Below are 18956 nucleotides of genomic sequence, written 5' to 3' on the forward strand. Positions count from 1 at the left end.
GCTTTGGCGAGGCTGCGTCGGTCGCGGCTCGGGCTTGAATCGGCAGTGCGTCCGACGCAGCCTCGCTTGCGCTCGGCAGCTGCTACGGGGGGGGCCTTGATGGGGTTGGCATTCGTAGCAGCTGTCGAGCTTTGGCGAGGCTGCGTCGGTCGCGGCTCGGGCTTGAATCGGCAGTGCGCGTGACGCAGCCTCGCTTGCGCTCGGCAGCTGCTACGGGAGGAGGCGGATGATCAGTTGGCGACAATCATCAGGACTTGAAGCGCCCCACCAGGCCATTCAACTCATCCGACAGATTCGCCAAGCGCCCCGAGTCGTCCTGCGCCGAGTTGGCCAGGCTTTCCACCAGGCGCGCCTCGTCGTAGATCTGCTGGATATGCCGGTTGATCTCTTCGGCCACACTGTGTTGCTCCTCGGCGGCGGCGGAGATTTGCAGGTTCTGGTCGCGGATCTCGTTGACCGACAGCTGGATGCCTTCAAAGCTGTCGCGCGCGCTTTCGATGGACGACACACTGGCCCGTGACAGGTCCAGGCAACTGCCCATTTTTTGCGTGACTTCCTGGGTCTTGTTTTCCAGGGTGCCGAGCAGGTGCTCGATCTCGCCGGTGGAGTCGGAGGTGCGCTTGGCCAACGCGCGCACCTCGTCGGCGACCACGGCAAAACCACGGCCCTGGTCGCCGGCACGGGCGGCCTCGATGGCGGCATTGAGTGCCAGCAGGTTGGTCTGTTCGGCAATCGCGCGAATGGTGCCGATGATCTGGTTGATGCTGCGGCTGCCGGCTTCGAGTTCGACCATGGCGTCGGACGACTCGGTCAAGCGGCGGCCCAGGCGGTTGACGTTATCGGTGGTGACTTCGATCTGTTGCTTGCCCTCGGCCACCCGGCGATGGCCGTTCTCCGCCGACTCTGCCGCACTGCTGCATGAACGCGCGACTTCGTTGGCAGTGGCGACCATTTCGTTGAACGCGGTGGACACCAGTTCCACCGCCTCGCGCTGGCGCCCGGCGGCTTCGTTCATGTTATGTGCGACTTCGCTGTTGACCTTGGAGGCGTTGTGCAAATTGGCCGAGGCCGCGCCGATGTGCTGGATCAATTGGCGAATCGCGGCCAGGAACTTGTTGAACCAGCCGGCCAGTTCGGCGGTTTCATCCTTGCCCTGCACCTGCAGTGCGTGACGCAGGTCGCCTTCGCCCTCGGCAATCGACTGCAAGCCGCTGCTGACCTGGCCGATGGGCTTGACGATCACCTTGGAAAACGCCGCCGCAAGCACGCCGAAGATCAGCACCAGCACGCCGACGATGACCGCTGTGAGGTAGGTCATGCGCGTGGCTTCAGCCATGACTTCGCGGTGTTCGATCAGGCCGATATAGCGCCAGCCCAGGCCGGGGGAGGTCCACACGTTGGCCATGTAGCGCACGCCGTTGATTTCCACCTCGGTAGAGCCTTGGGAGGTCTCGGCCAGGTGCGCATAAGCGGCACCCAAGTCCTTGAGCGGCTTGAAACTGTGAGCGGCGTCGCGCGGGTCGACCAGCACCACGCCGTCTTCGATCAGCATCACGTAGCCGCTTTCGCCGAGCTTGATGCTCTTGACCAGTTCGGTGAGGTTCTTCAGCGACACGCTGACCACGAACACGCCCTTGGCTTTGCCGGCGTTATCCAGCAACGCCCGGGCAGTGCCCACCAGCGCCACATCGTCTTTGTCGTAGTAGTAAGCCGGCGTGCGCACGGTCTTGCCGGGGCTGGCCATGGCGGCCTTGTACCAAGGGCGCGCGCGTGGGTCGTACTTGGCCAGTTGCGGGTCATCCGGCCATTTGACGTAGGTGCCGTCTTCCAGCCCGATGGAGAGGATGGCGGCTGCCGGGTGCGTGGCGCCAAAGCGCGCAAAGCGCTCGATGACCGCTTGTGCCGCTGCTGGCATCGGTTGGCTGGCGGCGTCGGCGGGCTGGTAGTTCTTCAGCGTTTCCACGGAGGTGTACACAGGATCCATGGCCATTTGATCGACGTTCTGCTGCGTGCCGTCGAAGAACTGGCGGATATTGCCATCGATCTGGCGGATTTCCCGGGTGCTGCCATCGATAAACTGGTCAACGGCCTGGGTCCGTGTGTTCATCACGGAGATGACCGCCACCAGGCTTACCGGGATAAACGCAACCGAGACAAATGCCAGTACCAGCTTATTTTTTATTTTCATCGAGACGACCATCAGCGTAGAGGGCGGTCAAATCGTCTCGCTCCGGAAAAAGAGCGCGGCGATTTGCTATCACCGCTGTTTCGGCCCGATGCCGGTAAATCTTTAGGGTTTTTTGTACACAATACAAAGTGCTTATTGTTCTGTATCCAATCAGTAGACATCACGCAGATAGCGCTTCTGTTCGCTCAACTGGCGCCAGTACTCCACGGCGCCCTCAACACCAAGCCCGCCGTGGGTTTGCGCGACCTGGCGCAATGCCTGGTCGACGTCCTTGGCCATATGGCTGGCGTCCCCGCAGATATACAGCTTGGCGCCGTCCTGCAACCAGCGCCACAGCTCGGCCCCCTGTTCGTGGAGGCGGTCCTGTACGTAGATCTTTTGCGCCTGGTCACGGGAGAACGCCAGGCTCAGGTGAGTGAGCAAGCCGTCGTGCTGCATGCCTTGCAGTTCGTCCTGGTAGTAAAAGTCGCTGGCCGCGTGTTGCTCGCCAAAGAACAGCCAGTTGCGGCCCTGGTGTCCCTGGGCCCGACGTTCCTGCAAAAACGCGCGGAACGGCGCCACACCGGTGCCGGGGCCGATCATGATCATCGGCACGTCGCCGTCGGCCGGTGTGCGGAAGTGCTTGGACGGCTGCACGAACAACGGCACCTCGCTGTCTGCGGCGCGGTCGGCGAGGAAGGTCGAGGATACGCCCTTGCGCTTGCCATAGCGCACGGCGGCCACGGTGAGGTGCACTTCCTGCGGGTAGGCCTTGGCGCTGGAGGCGATTGAATACAAACGTGGTTGCAGGCGCTTGAGGGTGCCGAGCAGTTCGTCCGCCGAGCAATCGATGGGGTATTCGTGCAACACATCCACCAGTTGCCGGCCCCACAGCCAAGCCTGCAGTTCGGTCTTGTGCTCGGGGCTCAGCAGGCGCTTAAGGCCTGGGTTGGCACTGCGCTCGGCGATAAAGGCCAGGGTGTCGCTGCTGGGGCGGGCGATTTCGAAACGTTGGGTCAATGCCTGGTGCAGCGGTACATCGCCGAAGGTGTCGATGTTCACGCAGGCACTGGCATCCAGGCGGGTCAGGTCGAGCAGTTCGCTGACCAGCTCCGGGCAGTTGCGCGGCATCACTCCCAGGGCATCACCGGCTTCATAGCTCAGCCCGGAGTCGGTCAGGTCCAGGGCGAACTGGCGGGTTTCCTTGTGGGTGCTCTGCGGGTTCAGGTGCCGGTTGAGCAGCAGCCGTGAGCCATGCAGCTTGGTTTTGCCGGCCGGTGTGGCGGGTGGGGCGAGCGTCGCGGCTTTGGCCGGGTTGAGGCTGTGTTGCAACTGTGCCAGCCAGGCATAGGCGCGCTCTTCGAATTCGGTGTCGCAATCCACGCGCTCCAGCAGGCGGGTCGCGCCCAGCTCCAGCAAGCGCTGGTCGAGTCGCTGGCCGTGCTTGCAAAACTGGTCGTAATTCGGATCGCCCAGGGCCAGTACCGCAAAGCGCAGCGACTCCAGGCGCATCTCGGCGGTGCTGAGGCTGTGCCAGAAGCCTTCGCCGTTGTCCGGCGGGTCGCCGTCGCCGAAGGTGCTGCTGATCAGCGCCAGGTTTTGTGTGCTCGCCAGTTTGCTGGCCGGGAAATCCGCCATCGCGCTGAGCTCGACGCTGATACCGGCGTCGCGCAGGCGCTTGGCGAATCGCTCGGCGAGGGCTTCGGCGTTGCCGGTCTGGGAGGCCCATAACAGGGTGACGGCCGGGGAGGGCGTTGCGGCGATGGCGCTGACGTCTGCGCGGCTGAACAATCCGCCGAGCAAACCGTCCAGCCACAGTCGGGAATCCTTGGTCAGCGGCGCATGGGTTGGCATCACCGGCACACCCGCTGCCAGGCGCCCGGCCTCGGAGCGCAGACCGCTGAGGAAACCTGCGAGGTAAGTACGCTCGCTATCGCTCAGTGTCGGCGCCGGCAGGTTGCGGATGCCGGCAATATCGGCGAAGGCGTCGAGGCGCGACAGGGTGAGGTCCTCTACTAAGGGGGGCAAGTCTTGCGAGACCGGCCCATCGAGAAACTGGTGATCGATCAACTCGACCCGGGCCAGGGCGACGGCACAGAACTTGAACTCGGGTTGCAGGGAAATCGGATCGACCGCGTCGTTGGTCACCGCGTTGATCGCCAGGTTTTCGCCAAATACATCGTTCCAGTGGAAAGGCGCAAAACAGTTGCCCGGCTGCACGCGGTCGGTGACCACCGCAGGCAGCACGGCACGCCCGCGCTGGGAGCGCACCTCCACGCGGTCCTTGTCCTGGATGCCCAGGCTGGCGGCGTCTTCGGGGTGCAGTTCGACGAAGGGGCCGGGGTTGAGTTTGTTCAGGGTGGCGACCTTGCCGGTCTTGGTCAGGGTATGCCACTGGTGCTGCAAACGCCCGGTGTTGAGCACGAAAGGGAAGGCCTCATCCGGCATCTCTGCCGGCGGCATATGTGGGCGCGCCAGGAACTGGCCCTTGCCGTTGTCGGTGGCGAATCTGAGCGTGCCTGTATTCAGGTAGCGGATCGGGTTGCGGTCGGCGCCCGCGTCTGAAGCGCAGGGCCATTGCAGCGGTTGCGCGCGCAGCCGTTGATGGCTGGCGCCGCGAATGTCATAGCCGGTCTTGGGGTTCCAGGCGCGCTTGATCTCGTCGAAGACCTCTGCGGCGCTGGCATAGGTGAAGGCTTCGGCAAAGCCCATTTCACTCGCGACCCTGGCGATGATCTGCCAGTCGGGCAAGGTCTGGCCCGGTGGTTCGACGGCTTTTTGCATCAGGGTCAGGTTGCGCTCGGAGTTGATCATCACCCCTTCGGCCTCGGCCCACAGCGCGCCGGGCAGCAGGATGTCGGCGTAGCGGTTGGTCTCGGTGTCGAGGAAGGCATCCTGGGTGATCACCAGTTCGGCGGCTTGCAGGCCTTCGATCACCTTGCGGCGATTGGGCGCGCTGGCCACCGGGTTGGTGCAGATGATCCAGCAGGCCTTGATCTGCCCCGCGCTCATCTGCTCGAACATCGCCACGGTGCCGCCGCCGACCTGGCGCGGCAGGCTGCCTGCGGGGATCTGCCAGAGGTCTTCGATAAATGCGCGGTCGGCTTCCACCAGTACCGAGCGTTGCCCCGGCAGGCCAGGGCCCATGTAGCCCATCTCACGGCCGCCCATGGCATTGGGTTGGCCAGTGAGGGAAAACGGCCCGCTGCCGGGGCGGCAGATGGCGCCGGTGGCCAGGTGCAGGTTGCACAGGGCGTTGGTGTTCCAGGTGCCGTGGGTGCTTTGGTTGAGGCCCATGGTCCAGCAGCTCATCCACTCGGCAGCCGCGCCTATCCAGTCGGCAGCCTGGCGGATATCCGCTTCGGCCAGGCCGGTGATCTCGGCGACCGTGTGCGGCGGGTAGTCCTCGAGAAAGCCGGGCATGGCCTCCCAGCCCTCGGTGAACGCGGCAATAAAGGCCGGGTCGGTGTGGCCGTTCTTGACCAGCAGGTGCAACAGGCCATTGAGCAGGGCGAGGTCGGCGCCGGGTTTGATCGGCAGGTACAGGTCGGCTTTGTCCGCCGTGGCGCTGCGCCGTGGATCGACCACGATCAGCTTCGCCCCGGCCTTGACCCGGTCCATCATGCGCAGGAACAGGATCGGGTGACAGTCGGCCATATTGGCGCCGATCACGAAGAACAGGTCGGCGCGGTCGAAGTCTTCATAGGAGCCCGGCGGCCCATCGGAACCGAGGGAAAGCTTGTAGCCGCTGCCGGCGCTGGCCATGCACAGCCGCGAGTTGGACTCGACGTTGTTGGTGCGCACAAAGCCCTTGGCCAGTTTATTGATCAGGTACTGGGCTTCCAGGGACATTTGCCCGGAGACGTAAAAGGACAGGGCATCCGGCCCGTGGCTGTCGAGGATGCCGCGCAGGCGCCCGGCGGTTTCGCTGATGGCGGTGTCCATGGCGATGCGCACCGGGTCGTGGTCACGCTTCTCGCGCAGGTAGGCGTTTTCCATCCGCCCGGACTCGGCGATGGCCTGCCCGCAGGTGGTGCCTTTGGTGCACAGGCGGCCGAAGTTGGTGGGGTGGGCCTTGTCACCGATGACCTTGACCACCTTATTGTGCTCGACCTGCATGATGATGCCGCAGCCCACACCACAATAGGGACACACACTGCGTACGCTTTGGTTTGCCATCCGTCACCCTCGAAACTTTTTCTGCCCCCAACAAAAAAGCGCCCTGCAACCCTCCGTTGGAAACGGGGATTGCACGGCGCCTTTGTCGTGAATGGGCAATCAGCGTTGACTGCTCTGTGTGTGTTCCCTAGCAAGTCACGCGCCAATTTCTTAAGCACGGGCAAATTGTGGCAAGCCAGCTTGTTGTGGTGAGCGGGGTTACAGTGGTGAGTGGGCTTGCTGTGGTGAGCGGGCTTGCCCCGCGCTGGGCTGCGTAGCAGCCCTAAACCCAGGCGCCTCAGTCCTTACAGGAAGTAAGCTGTGGCAGTGATGGGGCGGCTTCGCCACCCAGCGCGGGGCAAGCCCGCTCACCACAATAAGCCCGCTCTTCTGTGACCCTTTGATTTTTATCCGGGAATGCACTTTTTTGTCGCGGGATGCACCAGTTGGAGGCGCTGAAGTGTGCATTCAGACTCGATGAGTACCGCTAGAAGGCGTCGCAGTAAGGCTCGCGACCAATTGGCACAGACCCTGCAAGCTCCCCCTCAACCCACCTCGGTCAACGACGATCGACAACAGGGGCATAAAGCGGTAGATCCGGCGCAGTCGCCGATCCGATCCCGCATAAGAACAGGCAAAGGCGCCTGGAACCGCAAGGTTTCAGGCGTTTTTTTTTGCTTTTTAAACCGTGATGAACGTTGTCGGGTGCTTGCTATGAACAAACAGATGAAAACCCTGATCGTCGTCGGCAATGGCATGGTCGGCCACCATTGCGTGGAGCAATTGATCGAACGCGGCGCGCTGGATCACTACCGGTTGCACGTGTTCAGCGAAGAGCCGATGCGTGCCTATGACCGCGTGCATCTTTCCGAGTATTTCACCGGCCGCGATGCCGAGTCCCTGGCGTTGTCCGACGCCGCGTTGTACCAGACGCCGGGTGTCACCCTGCACCTGGGTGTACCGGTGCTGGAGATCGATCGCGAACGCTGTGAAGTGATCACCGCCCAGGGCTGCGTGGGCTACGACAAGCTGGTGCTGGCCACCGGTTCCTATCCGTTCGTGCCGCCGATCGAGGGCGCCGAAGGCGACTCGCGCCTGGTGTATCGCACCCTCGAAGACCTCGACGCCATCCGTGCCGCTGCCGCCAATGCGCGCCGTGGTGTGGTGGTGGGCGGTGGCCTGCTCGGCCTGGAAGCCGCCAACGCCCTGAAAAGCCTGGGCCTGGAAGCCCATGTGGTGGAATTCGCGCCGCGCCTGATGCCAGTGCAACTGGATGATTTCGGCGGCCTTGCGCTCAAGGCCCAGATCGAGCGGCTGGGCGTCGGTGTGCATCTGTCCCGCGCCACCCAATCGATCAGTGCAGGCGAGCAGTACCGCTACCGCATGAACTTTGCCAATGACGAGTTCCTGGAGACCGACCTGATCGTGTTCTCCGCCGGGATCCGCGCCCAGGATGCCCTGGCTCGCCAGGCCGGCCTGGAGATTGGCCCGCGCGGCGGCGTGGTGATCAACGACGAGTGCTTGAGCTGCGACCCCAACATCTATGCGATTGGCGAATGCGCTTCCTGGAACGGCAGCCTGTTCGGCCTGGTTGCGCCGGGTTACCAAATGGCCCGTGGCGTCGCCGCGCTGTTGTGCGAGCACAGCGCTGAGCCCTTTGTCGGCGCCGACATGTCCACCAAACTCAAGCTGCTGGGCGTGGACGTGGGCTCCATCGGCGACGCCCACGCCCACACACCGGGTGCGCGCAGCTACCAGTTCATCGACGAGGCGAGCGCCAGCTATCGACGCCTGGTGGTGGATGCGAGCGGCAAACACGTGATCGGCGCGGTGCTGGTCGGCGACAACAGCTACTACGACACCTTGCTGCAGTACATGCAGAACAGCATCGCGCTGCCGGCCGAACCGGCGAGCCTGATCCTGCCATCGTCCAGCGGCGCACCGACCCTCGGCCCAGGCGCCTTGCCGGACTCGGCCACGGTGTGTTCGTGCCACAACGTCAACAAGGGCGCGATCTGCTCGGCCATCGACGGCGGGTGCAGCGACCTCGGCCTGCTCAAGTCGCAGACCAAGGCCTGCACCGGTTGCGGTGGGTGCGCCGGCTTGCTCAAGCAGGTGTTCGAGCACGAGCTGATTGCCCGTGGCGTCAGCGTCGACAAGAGCCTGTGCGAACATTTCGCCTACACCCGCCAGGAGTTGTATGCCCTGGTGCGCGTGGAAGGGGTGCTCACGTTTGAAGAACTGCTGGCCAAGCACGGCCGTGGCCACACCGGCTGCGATGTGTGCAAACCGGCGGTGGGGTCGATCCTAGCCTCGTGCTGGAACCAGCCGATCATGGATGCGTCCCTGGTGCCGTTGCAGGACACCAACGATACCTTCATGGCCAACATGCAGAAAAACGGCACCTACTCGGTGGTGCCGCGTATTCCGGGCGGCGAGATCACCGCCGACAAGTTGATCGTGATTGGCGAAGTGGCGAAGAAATACGACCTCTACACCAAGATCACCGGCGGCCAGCGCATCGACCTGTTTGGCGCGCAACTGCACGAGCTGCCGGACATCTGGGCCGAGCTGATCGCGGCCGGGTTTGAAACCGGCCACGCCTACGGCAAATCCACGCGCACGGTGAAGTCCTGCGTGGGCAGCACCTGGTGCCGCTACGGTGTGCAGGACAGCGTGAAAATGGCGCTGCTGATCGAGGACCGCTACAAGGGCCTGCGTTCGCCGCACAAGCTCAAGTTCGCGGTATCCGGCTGCACCCGCGAATGCGCCGAGGCCCAGAGCAAGGACGTGGGCGTGATCGCCACCGAGAAGGGCTGGAACCTCTACATCGCCGGCAACGGCGGCATGCGCCCACGCCACGCCGAACTGTTCGCCACCGACCTGGATGACGCCACGCTGATCCAGTACATCGACCGCTTCCTGATGTTCTACATCCGCACCGCCGACAAATTGCAACGCACCTCGGTCTGGCGCGAAAGCCTGGAAGGCGGCCTGGATTTCCTCAAGGACGTGATCCTGCACGACAGCCTGGGCCTGGGCGCCGAGCTCGAAGCGCAGATGCAACGGGTGGTCGACCGCTATGAATGCGAGTGGGCCAACGCCCTCAAGGACCCGGAAAAACTCAAGCGCTTCCGCACCTTCGTCAACGACAAACGCCCTGACCCGGACATCCACTTTGTCCAGGAACGCGGCCAGCGTCGGCCGATCATGGCCGCCGAACTCAACCTGATTGCCGTCACCGAGGAGCTTGCCTGATGAGCCAGTCCAACACGCAGCGCAACTTTGCCACCTGGAAAAGCGTGTGCAAAGAGACCGACCTGGTGAGTAATTCCGGCGTCGTGGTGTGGCTGGACGGTGCCCAAGTCGCACTGTTCTACCTGCCCGACGCCCAGGACCAGACGCTGTACGCCATCGACAACCACGACCCGGAATCCGGCGCGAATGTGATCGGACGCGGGCTGGTCGGCAGCATCAAGGGCGACCTGGTGGTGGTCGCGCCGATCTATAAGCAGCATTACCGTTTGGAAGACGGCCAATGCCTGGAGGCACCGCACCAGCGTTTGCGGGTATGGCCGGTGCGGTTGAATGCTGGAGTGGTGGAAATAGGTCTGGGCTGACACGCCTCGGTCTGAATGTGGGAGGGGGCTTGCTCCCGATGACGGTGGATCAGCTAATGAATCAGTTGACTGACACTCCGCTATCGGGAGCAAGCCCCCTCCCACAGTTGAGCCGTTTACATCCGGCAGATTTCGGTCGCATGGGCGGTAGCCAAAAGTCGCGTGTTGGAAGTAGGCATGGGCTGACACACCTCGGTCTGAATGTGGGAGGGGGCTTGCTCCCGATAGCAGTGTGTCAGCTAACAGATTCACTAGCTGACCCACCGTCATCGGGAGCAAGCCCCCTCCCACAGTTGAGCCGTGTACATCCGGCAGACTTCAGTCGCATGGTCGGCTGCCAAAAGTTGCTTGTTGGAAGTAGGCATGAGCTGACACACCTCGGTCTAAATGTGGGAGGGGGCTTGCTCCCGATGACGGTGGATCAGCTAATGAATCAGTTGACTGACACTCCGCTATCGGGAGCAAGCCCCCTCCCACAGTTGAGCTGTTTACATCCGGCAGATTTCGGTCGCATGGGCGGTAGCCAAAAGTCGCGTGTTGGAAGTAGGCATGGGTTGACACGCCTCGGTCTGAATGTGGGAGGGGGCTTGCTCCCGATAGCAGTGTGTCAGCCAACAGATTCACTAGCTGACCCACCACCATCGGGAGCAAGCCCCCTCCCACAGTTGAGCTGTTTACATCCGGCAGATTTCGGTCGCATAGGCGGCTGCCAAAAGTCGCGTGGTTGAAGTAGGCATGAGCTGACACACCTCAGTCTAAATGTGGGAGGGGGCTTGCTCCCGATAGCAGAGCGTCAGTCAACTGATTCATTAGTTGATCCACCGCCATCGGGAGCAAGCCCCCTCCCACAGTTGAGCTGTTTACATCCGGCAGACTTCAGTCGCATGGTCGGCTGCCAAAAGTTGCTTGTTGGAAGTAGGCATGAGCTGACACACCTCGGTCTAAATGTGGGAGGGGGCTTGCTCCCGATGGCAGTGTGTCAGCCAACAGATTCATTAGCTGATCCACCGCCATCGGGAGCAAGCCCCCTCCCACAGTTGAGCTGTTTACATCCGGCAGATTTCGGTCGCATGGGCGACTGCCAAAAGGTAATTACTGCTCTTTGCGGCAATCCCGCGGCGTGATGCCTTTCTCCTTGGCGTACTGCGCCGCCGAGGCTTCGATGATCGGCCGCAGCAAGGCGCGGTCGGCTTGTACCCAGTCGCTGATCAGGTTCCAGCGCTGGCCGTCCCATTGCTGGAAGCGTACGGCGCCGCCGCCTTCGTGGTCGGCGCAGGAGAGTTTCAGCGGTTGCACCAGGCCCTTGGCGCCCAGCGCCTGCAGGCGCGCGTCGTCGAGGTTCAGGTGTTCGAAGCCCCAGCGTACCTGCTCGCCGGTCAGTGGTTTTTGCCCGTATTTTTCCTGGGCCAGGCGCAGCGCTTCGACGTTGAGAATGCCGTTGACCACGCCCAGGTTGTAATACACGGTGCCGAAACGCTTGGGGTCGGCCAGGTTGCCCTTGCCGGCGTCTACCACGCTTTGCTGGATACCTTGCAGCACCGGGAAGTCGGTGCCCGACGGGTGGGTGGTGATCGAGATAAAGCCTTTGGCGGCGGCACCGGCCGGTACCACGTCTTCTTCGGAGTTGCTCCAGATATTGCCGATGATGTGATCGGCCGGGTAGCCGACTTTCTGCGCGGACTTGAGCGCCACCGGGTTCATCACACCCCAGCCGCGCAGGATCACCCAGTCAGGCTTGAGACGCCGGATGTTCAGCCACTGCGATTGCTGCTCGTTGCCGGGGTGCGGCACTTCCAGCAGGGTCAGTTCGAAGCCGGCGTTTTTCGCCAGGGTTTCGAGCACGCCGTTGGTTTCCTTGCCGTAGGGCGAGCCGTGGTAGAGCACGGCGATTTTCTTGCCCTTGAGCTTGTCGGCGCCGCCTTCGCGTTGGCCGATGTAGTTGATGATCGCCGAGACTTCCGAATAGGGGTTGAGCTGCAGCGGGAACACGTAGGGGAATACGCTGCCATCGGTGGAATCGGTGCGGCCATGGTTGATGGTGATCAGCGGCAGCTTGTCGGCGGTGGAGCGGTCCAGGGTGGCATAGGCGATGCCGACTGACAGCGGGTTGGTGGCGGCGGCCGGTGCACCGTTGAGCCCACCCTTGAGGCGCTCGTAGCATTCGACGCCTTTTTCCACCACGTACTCGGTCTCGCACTCGCTCCAGGTCAGCTTGACGCCGTTCACCCCGCCCTTGGCATTGATGTATTGCAGGTAGTCGATAAAGCCCCCGAAGAAACCGGTGCCACCGGCGGCGTACGGGCCGACCCGGTAGCTCTGCAACGGGAAGTATTGTTCGTTGGCAGCCTGGGCGCCGGCCGTGAGCCCGGCGGTGATCAGGGCCAGGCCCAAGGCCAGGCGGCGCAGCGATAAGCGGTGTGTCATGGAGGTCATTCCTGGGGGGTTATTGAGTTCAGTAACGCAGCGGCCAAACCCTGGCCCGTTGACGAAAGCGCTGCCACAGACGGGCCAGCCCCTCCGGTTCCTTGATCAAAAACGCGATGATCAGCGCGCCAAACAGCATCTTCTGGATGTTCTCCAGCTGTCCGGCATCCATCAGTCCAGCGGGCAACAGCGCGAAGAGATTGGCCAGCAGGATCGGGAACAACACGATGAATGCCGCGCCAAGGACGTTGCCGAGCACGCTGCCCAGGCCGCCGATAATGATGATGAACAGCACCTGGAACGAGCGGCTCAGGTCAAAGCCGTGGGGCTCGACCGTGCCCAGGTAGGCGAACGCCCACAGTGAACCGGCGATGCCCAGATAGAAGCCGCTGATGGCAAACGCCAGCAGCTTGGCCTTCAACAGGCGAATGCCGATGACGGCAGCGGCGGTGTCCATGTCGCGCACTGCCATCCAGTTGCGGCCCAGTTCGCTGCGCACCAGGTTCTTGCCCAGCCAGAACAGCGTCACCACCACGGCCAGCGTCAGCACGTAGCGGCCACGCGGTGAACTGAAATCCAGCCCGGCAATCAGCAGCGGCGGTGAGGTGATCACGCCCGAGGCGTTGTCGTTGGTAAACCAGCTGAAGCGGGTGAGCACCCACTCCACCACGAACTGCGCGGCCAGGGTCGCCACCAGCAGGTAAAAGCCCTTGATGCGCAGGCTCGGCAAGCCGAAGAACACCGCCACCGCGGCGGCGATCACGCCACCCAGGGCAAAGCTCACCAGCAGCGGCAGGCCGGGCACCCGCAACTGCAGGTTGTAGGCGGCAAACGCGCCCACCGCCATGAACGCCGCCGAGCCGAGTGAAAGTTGCCCGGCGTAGCCCGTCAGCAGGTTGAGCCCAAGCCCGGCCAGCGACAGCACCAGCAGCGGCACCAGGATTGCGCTGAACCAGTAGTCATTGCCCAGCCAGGGCACCGCAAAAAACGCCACGCCCAGTAGCAGCCACAGCGCGACGCGGTCCTGGCGCAGGCGAAAGGTGCGGCGCTCGGCCGCGTAGGAGGTGCTGATTTGACCGACTTCTTGATACAACATGCAGGCATTTCCCCAAGGACAATCAAACCCGTTCGATGGCGCGCTCGCCGAACAACCCGGCAGGCCGCACCAGCAGGAACAGCAAGGCGAGGACGTAGGGCACCCAGTTCTCGATGCCGCTGCCGATGATCGGGCCGAGGTAGATCTCGGCGATCTTCTCCGCTGCGCCGATGATCAAGCCACCGACAATCGCCCCGCCGATGGACGAGAACCCGCCGATGATCAGCACCGGCAGCGCCTTGAGCACCACCAGCGAGAGCGAGAACTGCACCCCCAGGCGTGCGCCCCAGAGCAACCCGGCCACCAGCCCGACGAACCCGGCCACCGCCCACACCAACGCCCAGATGCGCGGCAGGCGAATACCGATGGCCATGGACGCCAGCGGGTCATCGGCCACCGCACGCAACGACAGGCCCGCCCGGGTCTTGTTGAACAGCAGCGACAGCACGATCACCAGCGCGGCGGCGGTGCCGGCGGCAAACAGGTCGAATTGCGAAAGCAGCATGCCGCGGATTTCCAGCGGCTCGTCGGCGATGCCCAGGTCGAGCCCGTGCACCTGCGCACCCCACAGGAACTGCGCAAAGCCCTCGATCATGTAGGACAGCCCGAGGGTGGCCATGAAGAGGATGATCGGTGGACGATTGACCAAGGGCCGCAGCACCACTTTTTCGATCAGCAGCGCCAGTACCACCATGCTCGCCAGGGTGATCAGGAACGCCCAGGCAAACGGGAAGCCGCGCTCCAACAGGCTGACAAACGTCAGCGCGGCGAACAGCACCATGGCGCCCTGGGCAAAATTGAACACGCCGGAGGCCTTGTAGATCAGCACAAAACCAATCGCCACCAGGGCATACATCACGCCCGCGAGCAGCCCGCCGATCAGCACTTCGAAGAAAAATTCCATGCTCAGGTCCCCAGGTAGGCGGCGATGACATCGGGGTTGGCGCGCACCTGTTGCGGGGTGCCGTCGCCGATCTTGCGACCGTAGTCGAGGACCACCACGTGGTCGCACAAGCCCATGACCACGCCGATGTCGTGTTCGATCAGCACCACGGTGGTGCCGAACTCGCGGTTGATGTCGCGGATGAACTGGCTCATCTGGGCTTTCTCCTGGGCGTTCATGCCGGCCATGGGTTCATCCAGCAACAGCAGGGTCGGTTCGGCGGCCAGGGCGCGGGCCAGCTCGACACGTTTTTGCAGGCCATAGGGCAGGGTGCCGACCAGCACGTGGCGCCAGGGATGGATCTGCAGGAAGGCAATCACCTTTTCCGCGTGCAGGCGGTGGGCGTCGTCCTCCCGTGGCGCGCGGCCCAGGCGCAGCATCTGTTCCAGCCAACTGCTGCGGCGCTTGAGGTTGCGCCCGGTGAGCACGTTGTCGAGCACGCTCATGCCCTTGAACAGCGCGATATTCTGGAAGGTCCGCGCAATCCCGCCTTCGGCCGCCTGGTGCGCGCGCATGCGCCGCCGGGTCTGGCCGGCGTAGCGGATGCTGCCGCCCTGGGGGTGGTAGACCCCGTTGATCACATTGAGCAGCGAGCTTTTACCCGCGCCGTTGGGGCCGATCAGGCCGCAGATGTCACCGGCCTTGACCTCGAAGCTGATGGAGGTGATGGCCTTGATGCCCTTGAACGACAGGGAAATGTCATCGAGCCGCAGTAATACCGCTTCAGTGGGTGTGGGCATGGAAGGCTCGTCAGGCAGATTGAGGCAGCAAGTGGTCGCTGGGTTCGTGGCGGGTGGACGGCTCTTGCCAATGGCCGGGACGAATACCCAGGGCCGCAAAGAAGGCGGCACTTTCCGGATGCAGTGGCGGCCCGACCAGCAAGGGCACGCGCAGGCGGCTCATGCCCAGCACATCCAGCAACGGCCGACGCACCAGCCAATGGCCCAGCCAGCGGCGCACGGGGGAGGGGGTCGGCTGCATGGCCCAGTCGTATAAACGATGGCTGAAGCTGCCCGGCAGTGGCAGGCGTTCACGCACCCATTGCTCCAGGCGCCCATAGGATTCGCGGGTGCCCAGCACCAGGGTCGGGCCCAGCTCGCGGCGGTCGGTGTCGCGGGTGGCGAGGGCCTCGGGGAAGTTCAGCCGAAAGCCGGCGTGCAGCCAGGGCGCGAGCAGGTAGCGTGCCTGCCCGCTGGCGGCAAACACCCGTGCGGCGAGGGCTTCGTCGTCGGCGCCGAGGTGTTCGCGGTCGACCAGCGTTCGGGCGCCCGCGAGCAGTTGCCCATGGGTCAAGTGCAGGGAGGTGTCGGCATGAAAGACGAAGGCGGTGTCGCTCGGCTGCGGGGCGTGGGCGGGTGGCGGTGCATCGGCACGCAGCTCGGCATAGTCGATCAAATCGGCGTCTGCGAACTGGCTCAGGCCACGCCCGTCAAGAAACACCACCACCCCGCGTTCACCGAGTTGTTGCAGCGCTTCCAGGTCTTGCACGAGCACAAAGCGCGGTCGCAGCCCGGCCAGCAGCGCCCGGTTGTCGCGGTCCGGGTCGAGCAACGTGACGTTGGCGCCCAGCCATTGCGCGGCCAGCGCCAGCAGCAACGCTTCGGGGCCCGCCTGGCTGAGGATCAACAGGTTATCGTCAGGCCCGAAGCGGCGCTGATGCAAGGCGGCGGCGAGCTGGCTGACCTCGTCAGCCACCGCGCTCCAGCTGCGCTCGTGCCAGATACCCAGGCGCTTGAAGCGCAAAGCAATTGCCGACCCTCGGGTGTGGGCTTGGCGCAACAGCGCTTGGGGCAGTGTCTGGGGCATGGGGGTATCCTTCGTCAGTATGCGAAGGCGATTGCACGCGTCATGCCAGAGGATTAAATGCTTTTATTTCAAGGGGATATGTGGATTTTTGGGGGAGGAGGCGTGTGTTGATTCAGCACAAGCTGTCCAAGCAGTGTTGTTGGGCCAACAGCGATGGGGCCATTGCTGGAGCGCTACCTGTCGCCGACAGGGCTCCAGCTTGTCACGCCGGGATAAGCCCCGCGTCCCGATAACTCTGGACCAGTTCGTCGTACAAACCGAGATCGGCCCGGGTGCGGGCAATCAACTGCGCGCCGGCAATGGCGGTGTAGATGGCACGCGCGCGACGCTCGCAGGCCTCTGTATTGCCGGGTTCGATCTCGGCAAGCAGCGCCGCCAGCCAGGCTACGTTGATATTGGCAAACGTCAGTATCTCTTCCTTCACCGGCTCCGGCAGGTCCTTATATTCGGCCGCCATAAAACTGGACAGGCACAAGCGGTTGCCGTCTTCGAGTGATTTTCGAAAGATGCTCGGATAAGCACGCAGGCATTGCAGCGGATCCGGGTTCTCGCTGCGTATCGCCGCGAGGGCGCTGGCGGCGTCTTCCCAATAGCGCCTGGCGACGGCCGCGCCGAGATCGGCTTTGCTCGGGAAGTGGTAATAGATACTGGCGTTCTTGATCCCCACCGTTTCGCCGATGCTGCGGAAGTTGATGCCACTGTAGCCGTAGTGCTGAGCGGCGAGTCTGGCGGCTTCCAGAATCGCTTCGCGGGCATTTTCACTCACGTGGGGATTGCTCTTCAGTGGGGGGAGGGGCGAATTCTACGCTGATAAGGTTTTACCTGCCAACTGGTAGGTAATGCTTGACGGCTTGAAATAATGCCTTCAGTCTTTACCTACCATTTGACAGGTAGGCGAGCAGATCATGACGTTCCAACAACCACAACCCGACGTATCCCAACCTCAGTTGATGCGGATTTATGATTGGTACAACGGCCCCTATCCAGCGCGTGTTCGTATCGCGCTGGCCGAGAAAAATATGTTGCCGCGCGTTGAGTTCGTGTCGGTCAACCTCTGGAAAGGGGAGCACAAACAACCTGAGTTCCTGGCCCTCAACTACTCCGGCACCCTGCCAGTGCTGCAACTGGAAGACGGCACGTTCATCGCTGAATGCACGGCTATCACCCAGTACCTGGACACGCTCGATGGCAACCCGACCCTCACCGGCAGGACGCCGACCGAGCAAGGCTTGATCCACATGATGACCAAGCGCGCAGAGATTGAATTGATGGATGCGGTCAGCGTGTATTTCCATCATGCCACCCCTGGGCTTGGGCCTGAGGTCGAGCTTTACCAGAACGCCGAATGGGGCATGCGCATGCGGGACAAGGCGGTCAGGGGGATGCACTATTTCGATAAGGTGCTCAAGACCCGCGCCTTTGTGGCGGGCGATGCCTTCTCAATGGCCGATATCGCGTTACTCGGCGGCATGATCTTCGCGGACCTGGTGCAATTGCCCGTGCCGGAGACGTGTGAAGCCCTGCGCGCCTGGCAGGCCAGGGTCAACGAGCGACCTAGCGTTCAAGCCTGGCGTGCAATGGTTGCACAACCGCACTGAGGGCAACGGCCCGCATAGCTGCCGCCAGCCCGGCCGCTGCGCTGGTGAGGGGCAGCGGGCCGGCCGTTACCTGCACGGCGGCCGCGCTCATCGACGCCTGGCCCAGCGCAACCCGTGTCATTCCATCCCTATAGGCGGCATCGGCAGCTTTGGCGATTGTCGCCAGGTAGCCGTCGATGTCACCCGCCTTGAACAAGCGCCATGCCCCCGGAACCAGCCGCACTTCGACGACCGCGTTCGATTGCAGCGCGGCCTTGTGAAACAGCCGCGCGGTCGGTTCGAGGGTGGTTTCCACCGCGCACAGCACCGCAATTTTTCCGCCCGCCTGCACCGCCGAGGCGGCCAGCGCTTCGTCTGTTCTCAGGATCGGGACACTGCTGGAGATACCTTCAACGGCCGGGCCCAGGGTCGAACAGGTGAGCACCACGGCGTCGGCCTGTTCAGCCAGTGCAAGCAGGGCTGATGCGGTGGATGCGCAGATCTCGGCGCTTAGATGACCGGCGTTTTCGGCAGCAGCCAACAGGTCGGCGCGCACTTCATGACGTAGCACATCAGCGCCGATACCCAGTGCTTTCGCGGCGGTTTCGAAGACGCTGATGTTGCTGGCTGCGGTATGAAGGCAGGCGATGCGCATGGGCTGTTTCCAGTGCTGAAAATGTCGACGATGGTTAAGATGCAGCCCGCACTCACCTAACGCAAGGACAGGGTATGCCGCTGATCATGGAACGCGTAGAACAGGCCCGCAACGGCACCAACCACAAGATCATCTGTCGCATGCCCTCAGGTTGGGCAGTGATGGGCGATGTGCAATTCCTGCCTGGCTACTGCCTGCTATTGCCCGACCCTGTGGTCGCCAGCCTGAACGACCTGGATGCCGACGCCCGCGCGATCTACCTGCTCGACATGGCGCGCATCGGCGACGCGGTGCTGCAAGCCAGCGGTGCGTCGCGCATTAACTACGAGATCCTGGGCAATTCGGAGCCGGAGTTGCATTGCCATATTTTTCCGCGCTACGCCTCGGAGCCGGATGACAAGCGCAAGATGCCCGTCTGGTTTTATGACTGGAAAAATGCGTTGCCGTACGCGGAAGACATGCATGGGGAGCTGCGTAAGGCTATCGCGCAATTACTGGCAGGCTGATGCG

General features: G+C 63.1%; 13 protein-coding genes and 1 pseudogene. 4 read left to right on the plus strand and 10 right to left on the minus strand.

The features are described 5' to 3' along the window. Positions 1–247 precede the first annotated feature (247 nt). The 3 genes and pseudogenes from BFQ01_RS33530 to BFQ01_RS29385 all read right to left on the minus strand — a co-directional run bounded on the left by BFQ01_RS33530 (position 248) and on the right by BFQ01_RS29385 (position 6346). Positions 248–1015, minus strand: a complete 768-nt coding sequence (locus BFQ01_RS33530) for a methyl-accepting chemotaxis protein (protein WP_370671284.1) — start codon at positions 1013–1015, stop codon at positions 248–250. 87 nt (positions 1016–1102) lie between these two features. Then, positions 1103–2200 (minus strand): annotated as a pseudogene (locus BFQ01_RS33535) (cache domain-containing protein); the annotation flags it as partial. Between the two features lie 138 nt (positions 2201–2338). Next, positions 2339–6346, minus strand: coding sequence for a bifunctional nitrate reductase/sulfite reductase flavoprotein subunit alpha (locus BFQ01_RS29385; protein WP_065928060.1), 4008 nt, complete (start codon positions 6344–6346; stop codon positions 2339–2341). Positions 6347–7039: 693 nt separating this feature from the next. Here BFQ01_RS29385 and nirB point away from each other — a divergent pair. Together nirB and nirD are read left to right on the plus strand one after the other, a co-directional pair. After that, positions 7040–9583: a nitrite reductase large subunit NirB gene (gene nirB, locus BFQ01_RS29390; protein WP_065928061.1), complete on the plus strand. Its 2544-nt coding sequence runs from the start codon at positions 7040–7042 to the stop codon at positions 9581–9583. Then, positions 9583–9945, plus strand: a complete 363-nt coding sequence (nirD, locus tag BFQ01_RS29395) for a nitrite reductase small subunit NirD (protein WP_065928062.1) — start codon at positions 9583–9585, stop codon at positions 9943–9945. The genes nirB and nirD overlap by 1 nt, the downstream gene beginning before the upstream one ends. 1092 nt (positions 9946–11037) lie before the next feature. On the opposite strand, the gene BFQ01_RS29400 is transcribed toward nirD, so the two are convergent. The 6 genes from BFQ01_RS29400 to BFQ01_RS29425 all read right to left on the minus strand — a co-directional run bounded on the left by BFQ01_RS29400 (position 11038) and on the right by BFQ01_RS29425 (position 16980). After that, positions 11038–12369 carry an ABC transporter substrate-binding protein gene (locus BFQ01_RS29400; RefSeq protein WP_065928063.1) on the minus strand — a complete coding sequence of 444 codons (1332 nt, stop codon included), beginning with the start codon at positions 12367–12369 and terminating at the stop codon, positions 11038–11040. A gap of 28 nt (positions 12370–12397) precedes the next feature. Then, on the minus strand, positions 12398–13465 hold the full coding sequence (locus BFQ01_RS29405; RefSeq protein ID WP_027608468.1) for a branched-chain amino acid ABC transporter permease: 1068 nt from the start codon (positions 13463–13465) through the stop codon (positions 12398–12400). A 22-nt stretch (positions 13466–13487) separates the two neighbouring features. Beyond that, positions 13488–14369, minus strand: a complete 882-nt coding sequence (locus BFQ01_RS29410; protein ID WP_065928064.1) for a branched-chain amino acid ABC transporter permease — start codon at positions 14367–14369, stop codon at positions 13488–13490. Between the two features lie 2 nt (positions 14370–14371). Continuing rightward, complete coding sequence (locus BFQ01_RS29415) at positions 14372–15148, minus strand: ABC transporter ATP-binding protein (RefSeq protein ID WP_065928065.1); 777 nt, start codon at positions 15146–15148, stop codon at positions 14372–14374. Positions 15149–15158: 10 nt separating this feature from the next. Beyond that, complete coding sequence (locus BFQ01_RS29420; protein WP_065928066.1) at positions 15159–16214, minus strand: AMP-binding protein; 1056 nt, start codon at positions 16212–16214, stop codon at positions 15159–15161. Between the two features lie 202 nt (positions 16215–16416). Continuing rightward, positions 16417–16980, minus strand: coding sequence for a TetR/AcrR family transcriptional regulator (locus tag BFQ01_RS29425; protein WP_065928067.1), 564 nt, complete (start codon positions 16978–16980; stop codon positions 16417–16419). Between the two features lie 139 nt (positions 16981–17119). Between BFQ01_RS29425 and BFQ01_RS29430 the strand changes: the two genes are divergently transcribed. Next, positions 17120–17812, plus strand: coding sequence for a glutathione S-transferase (locus BFQ01_RS29430; protein WP_065928068.1), 693 nt, complete (start codon positions 17120–17122; stop codon positions 17810–17812). On the opposite strand, the gene BFQ01_RS29435 is transcribed toward BFQ01_RS29430, so the two are convergent. Continuing rightward, entirely contained in the window at positions 17769–18446 is a 678-nt protein-coding gene (locus BFQ01_RS29435; protein ID WP_065928069.1) for an aspartate/glutamate racemase family protein, read from the minus strand. The genes BFQ01_RS29430 and BFQ01_RS29435 overlap by 44 nt on opposite strands. A gap of 74 nt (positions 18447–18520) precedes the next feature. Between BFQ01_RS29435 and BFQ01_RS29440 the strand changes: the two genes are divergently transcribed. Continuing rightward, a complete protein-coding gene (locus BFQ01_RS29440; RefSeq protein WP_065928070.1) occupies positions 18521–18952 on the plus strand; it encodes an HIT family protein in 432 nt (143 codons plus the stop codon). Positions 18953–18956 lie beyond the last annotated feature (4 nt).

Origin of the sequence: Pseudomonas sp. 8 R 14 (assembly GCF_900005955.1) — a bacterium.
Taxonomy (GTDB): Bacteria; Pseudomonadota; Gammaproteobacteria; order Pseudomonadales; family Pseudomonadaceae; genus Aquipseudomonas; species Aquipseudomonas marginalis.

Excerpts from the sequence above, each read along its gene's own strand:
- BFQ01_RS33530 (WP_370671284.1), bottom strand. The coding sequence starts at position 1,015 with ATGAACGAAGCCGCCGGGCGCCAGCGCGAGGCGGTGGAACTGGTGTCC.
- nirD (WP_065928062.1), top strand. The coding sequence starts at position 9,583 with ATGAGCCAGTCCAACACGCAGCGCAACTTTGCCACCTGGAAAAGCGTG.
- BFQ01_RS29430 (WP_065928068.1), top strand. The coding sequence starts at position 17,120 with ATGACGTTCCAACAACCACAACCCGACGTATCCCAACCTCAGTTGATG.
- nirB (WP_065928061.1), top strand. The coding sequence starts at position 7,040 with ATGAACAAACAGATGAAAACCCTGATCGTCGTCGGCAATGGCATGGTC.
- BFQ01_RS29400 (WP_065928063.1), bottom strand. The coding sequence starts at position 12,369 with ATGACACACCGCTTATCGCTGCGCCGCCTGGCCTTGGGCCTGGCCCTG.
- BFQ01_RS29440 (WP_065928070.1), top strand. The coding sequence starts at position 18,521 with ATGCCGCTGATCATGGAACGCGTAGAACAGGCCCGCAACGGCACCAAC.
- BFQ01_RS29420 (WP_065928066.1), bottom strand. The coding sequence starts at position 16,214 with ATGCCCCAGACACTGCCCCAAGCGCTGTTGCGCCAAGCCCACACCCGA.
- BFQ01_RS29385 (WP_065928060.1), bottom strand. The coding sequence starts at position 6,346 with ATGGCAAACCAAAGCGTACGCAGTGTGTGTCCCTATTGTGGTGTGGGC.
- BFQ01_RS29435 (WP_065928069.1), bottom strand. The coding sequence starts at position 18,446 with ATGCGCATCGCCTGCCTTCATACCGCAGCCAGCAACATCAGCGTCTTC.
- BFQ01_RS29415 (WP_065928065.1), bottom strand. The coding sequence starts at position 15,148 with ATGCCCACACCCACTGAAGCGGTATTACTGCGGCTCGATGACATTTCC.
- BFQ01_RS29405 (WP_027608468.1), bottom strand. The coding sequence starts at position 13,465 with ATGTTGTATCAAGAAGTCGGTCAAATCAGCACCTCCTACGCGGCCGAG.
- BFQ01_RS29410 (WP_065928064.1), bottom strand. The coding sequence starts at position 14,369 with ATGGAATTTTTCTTCGAAGTGCTGATCGGCGGGCTGCTCGCGGGCGTG.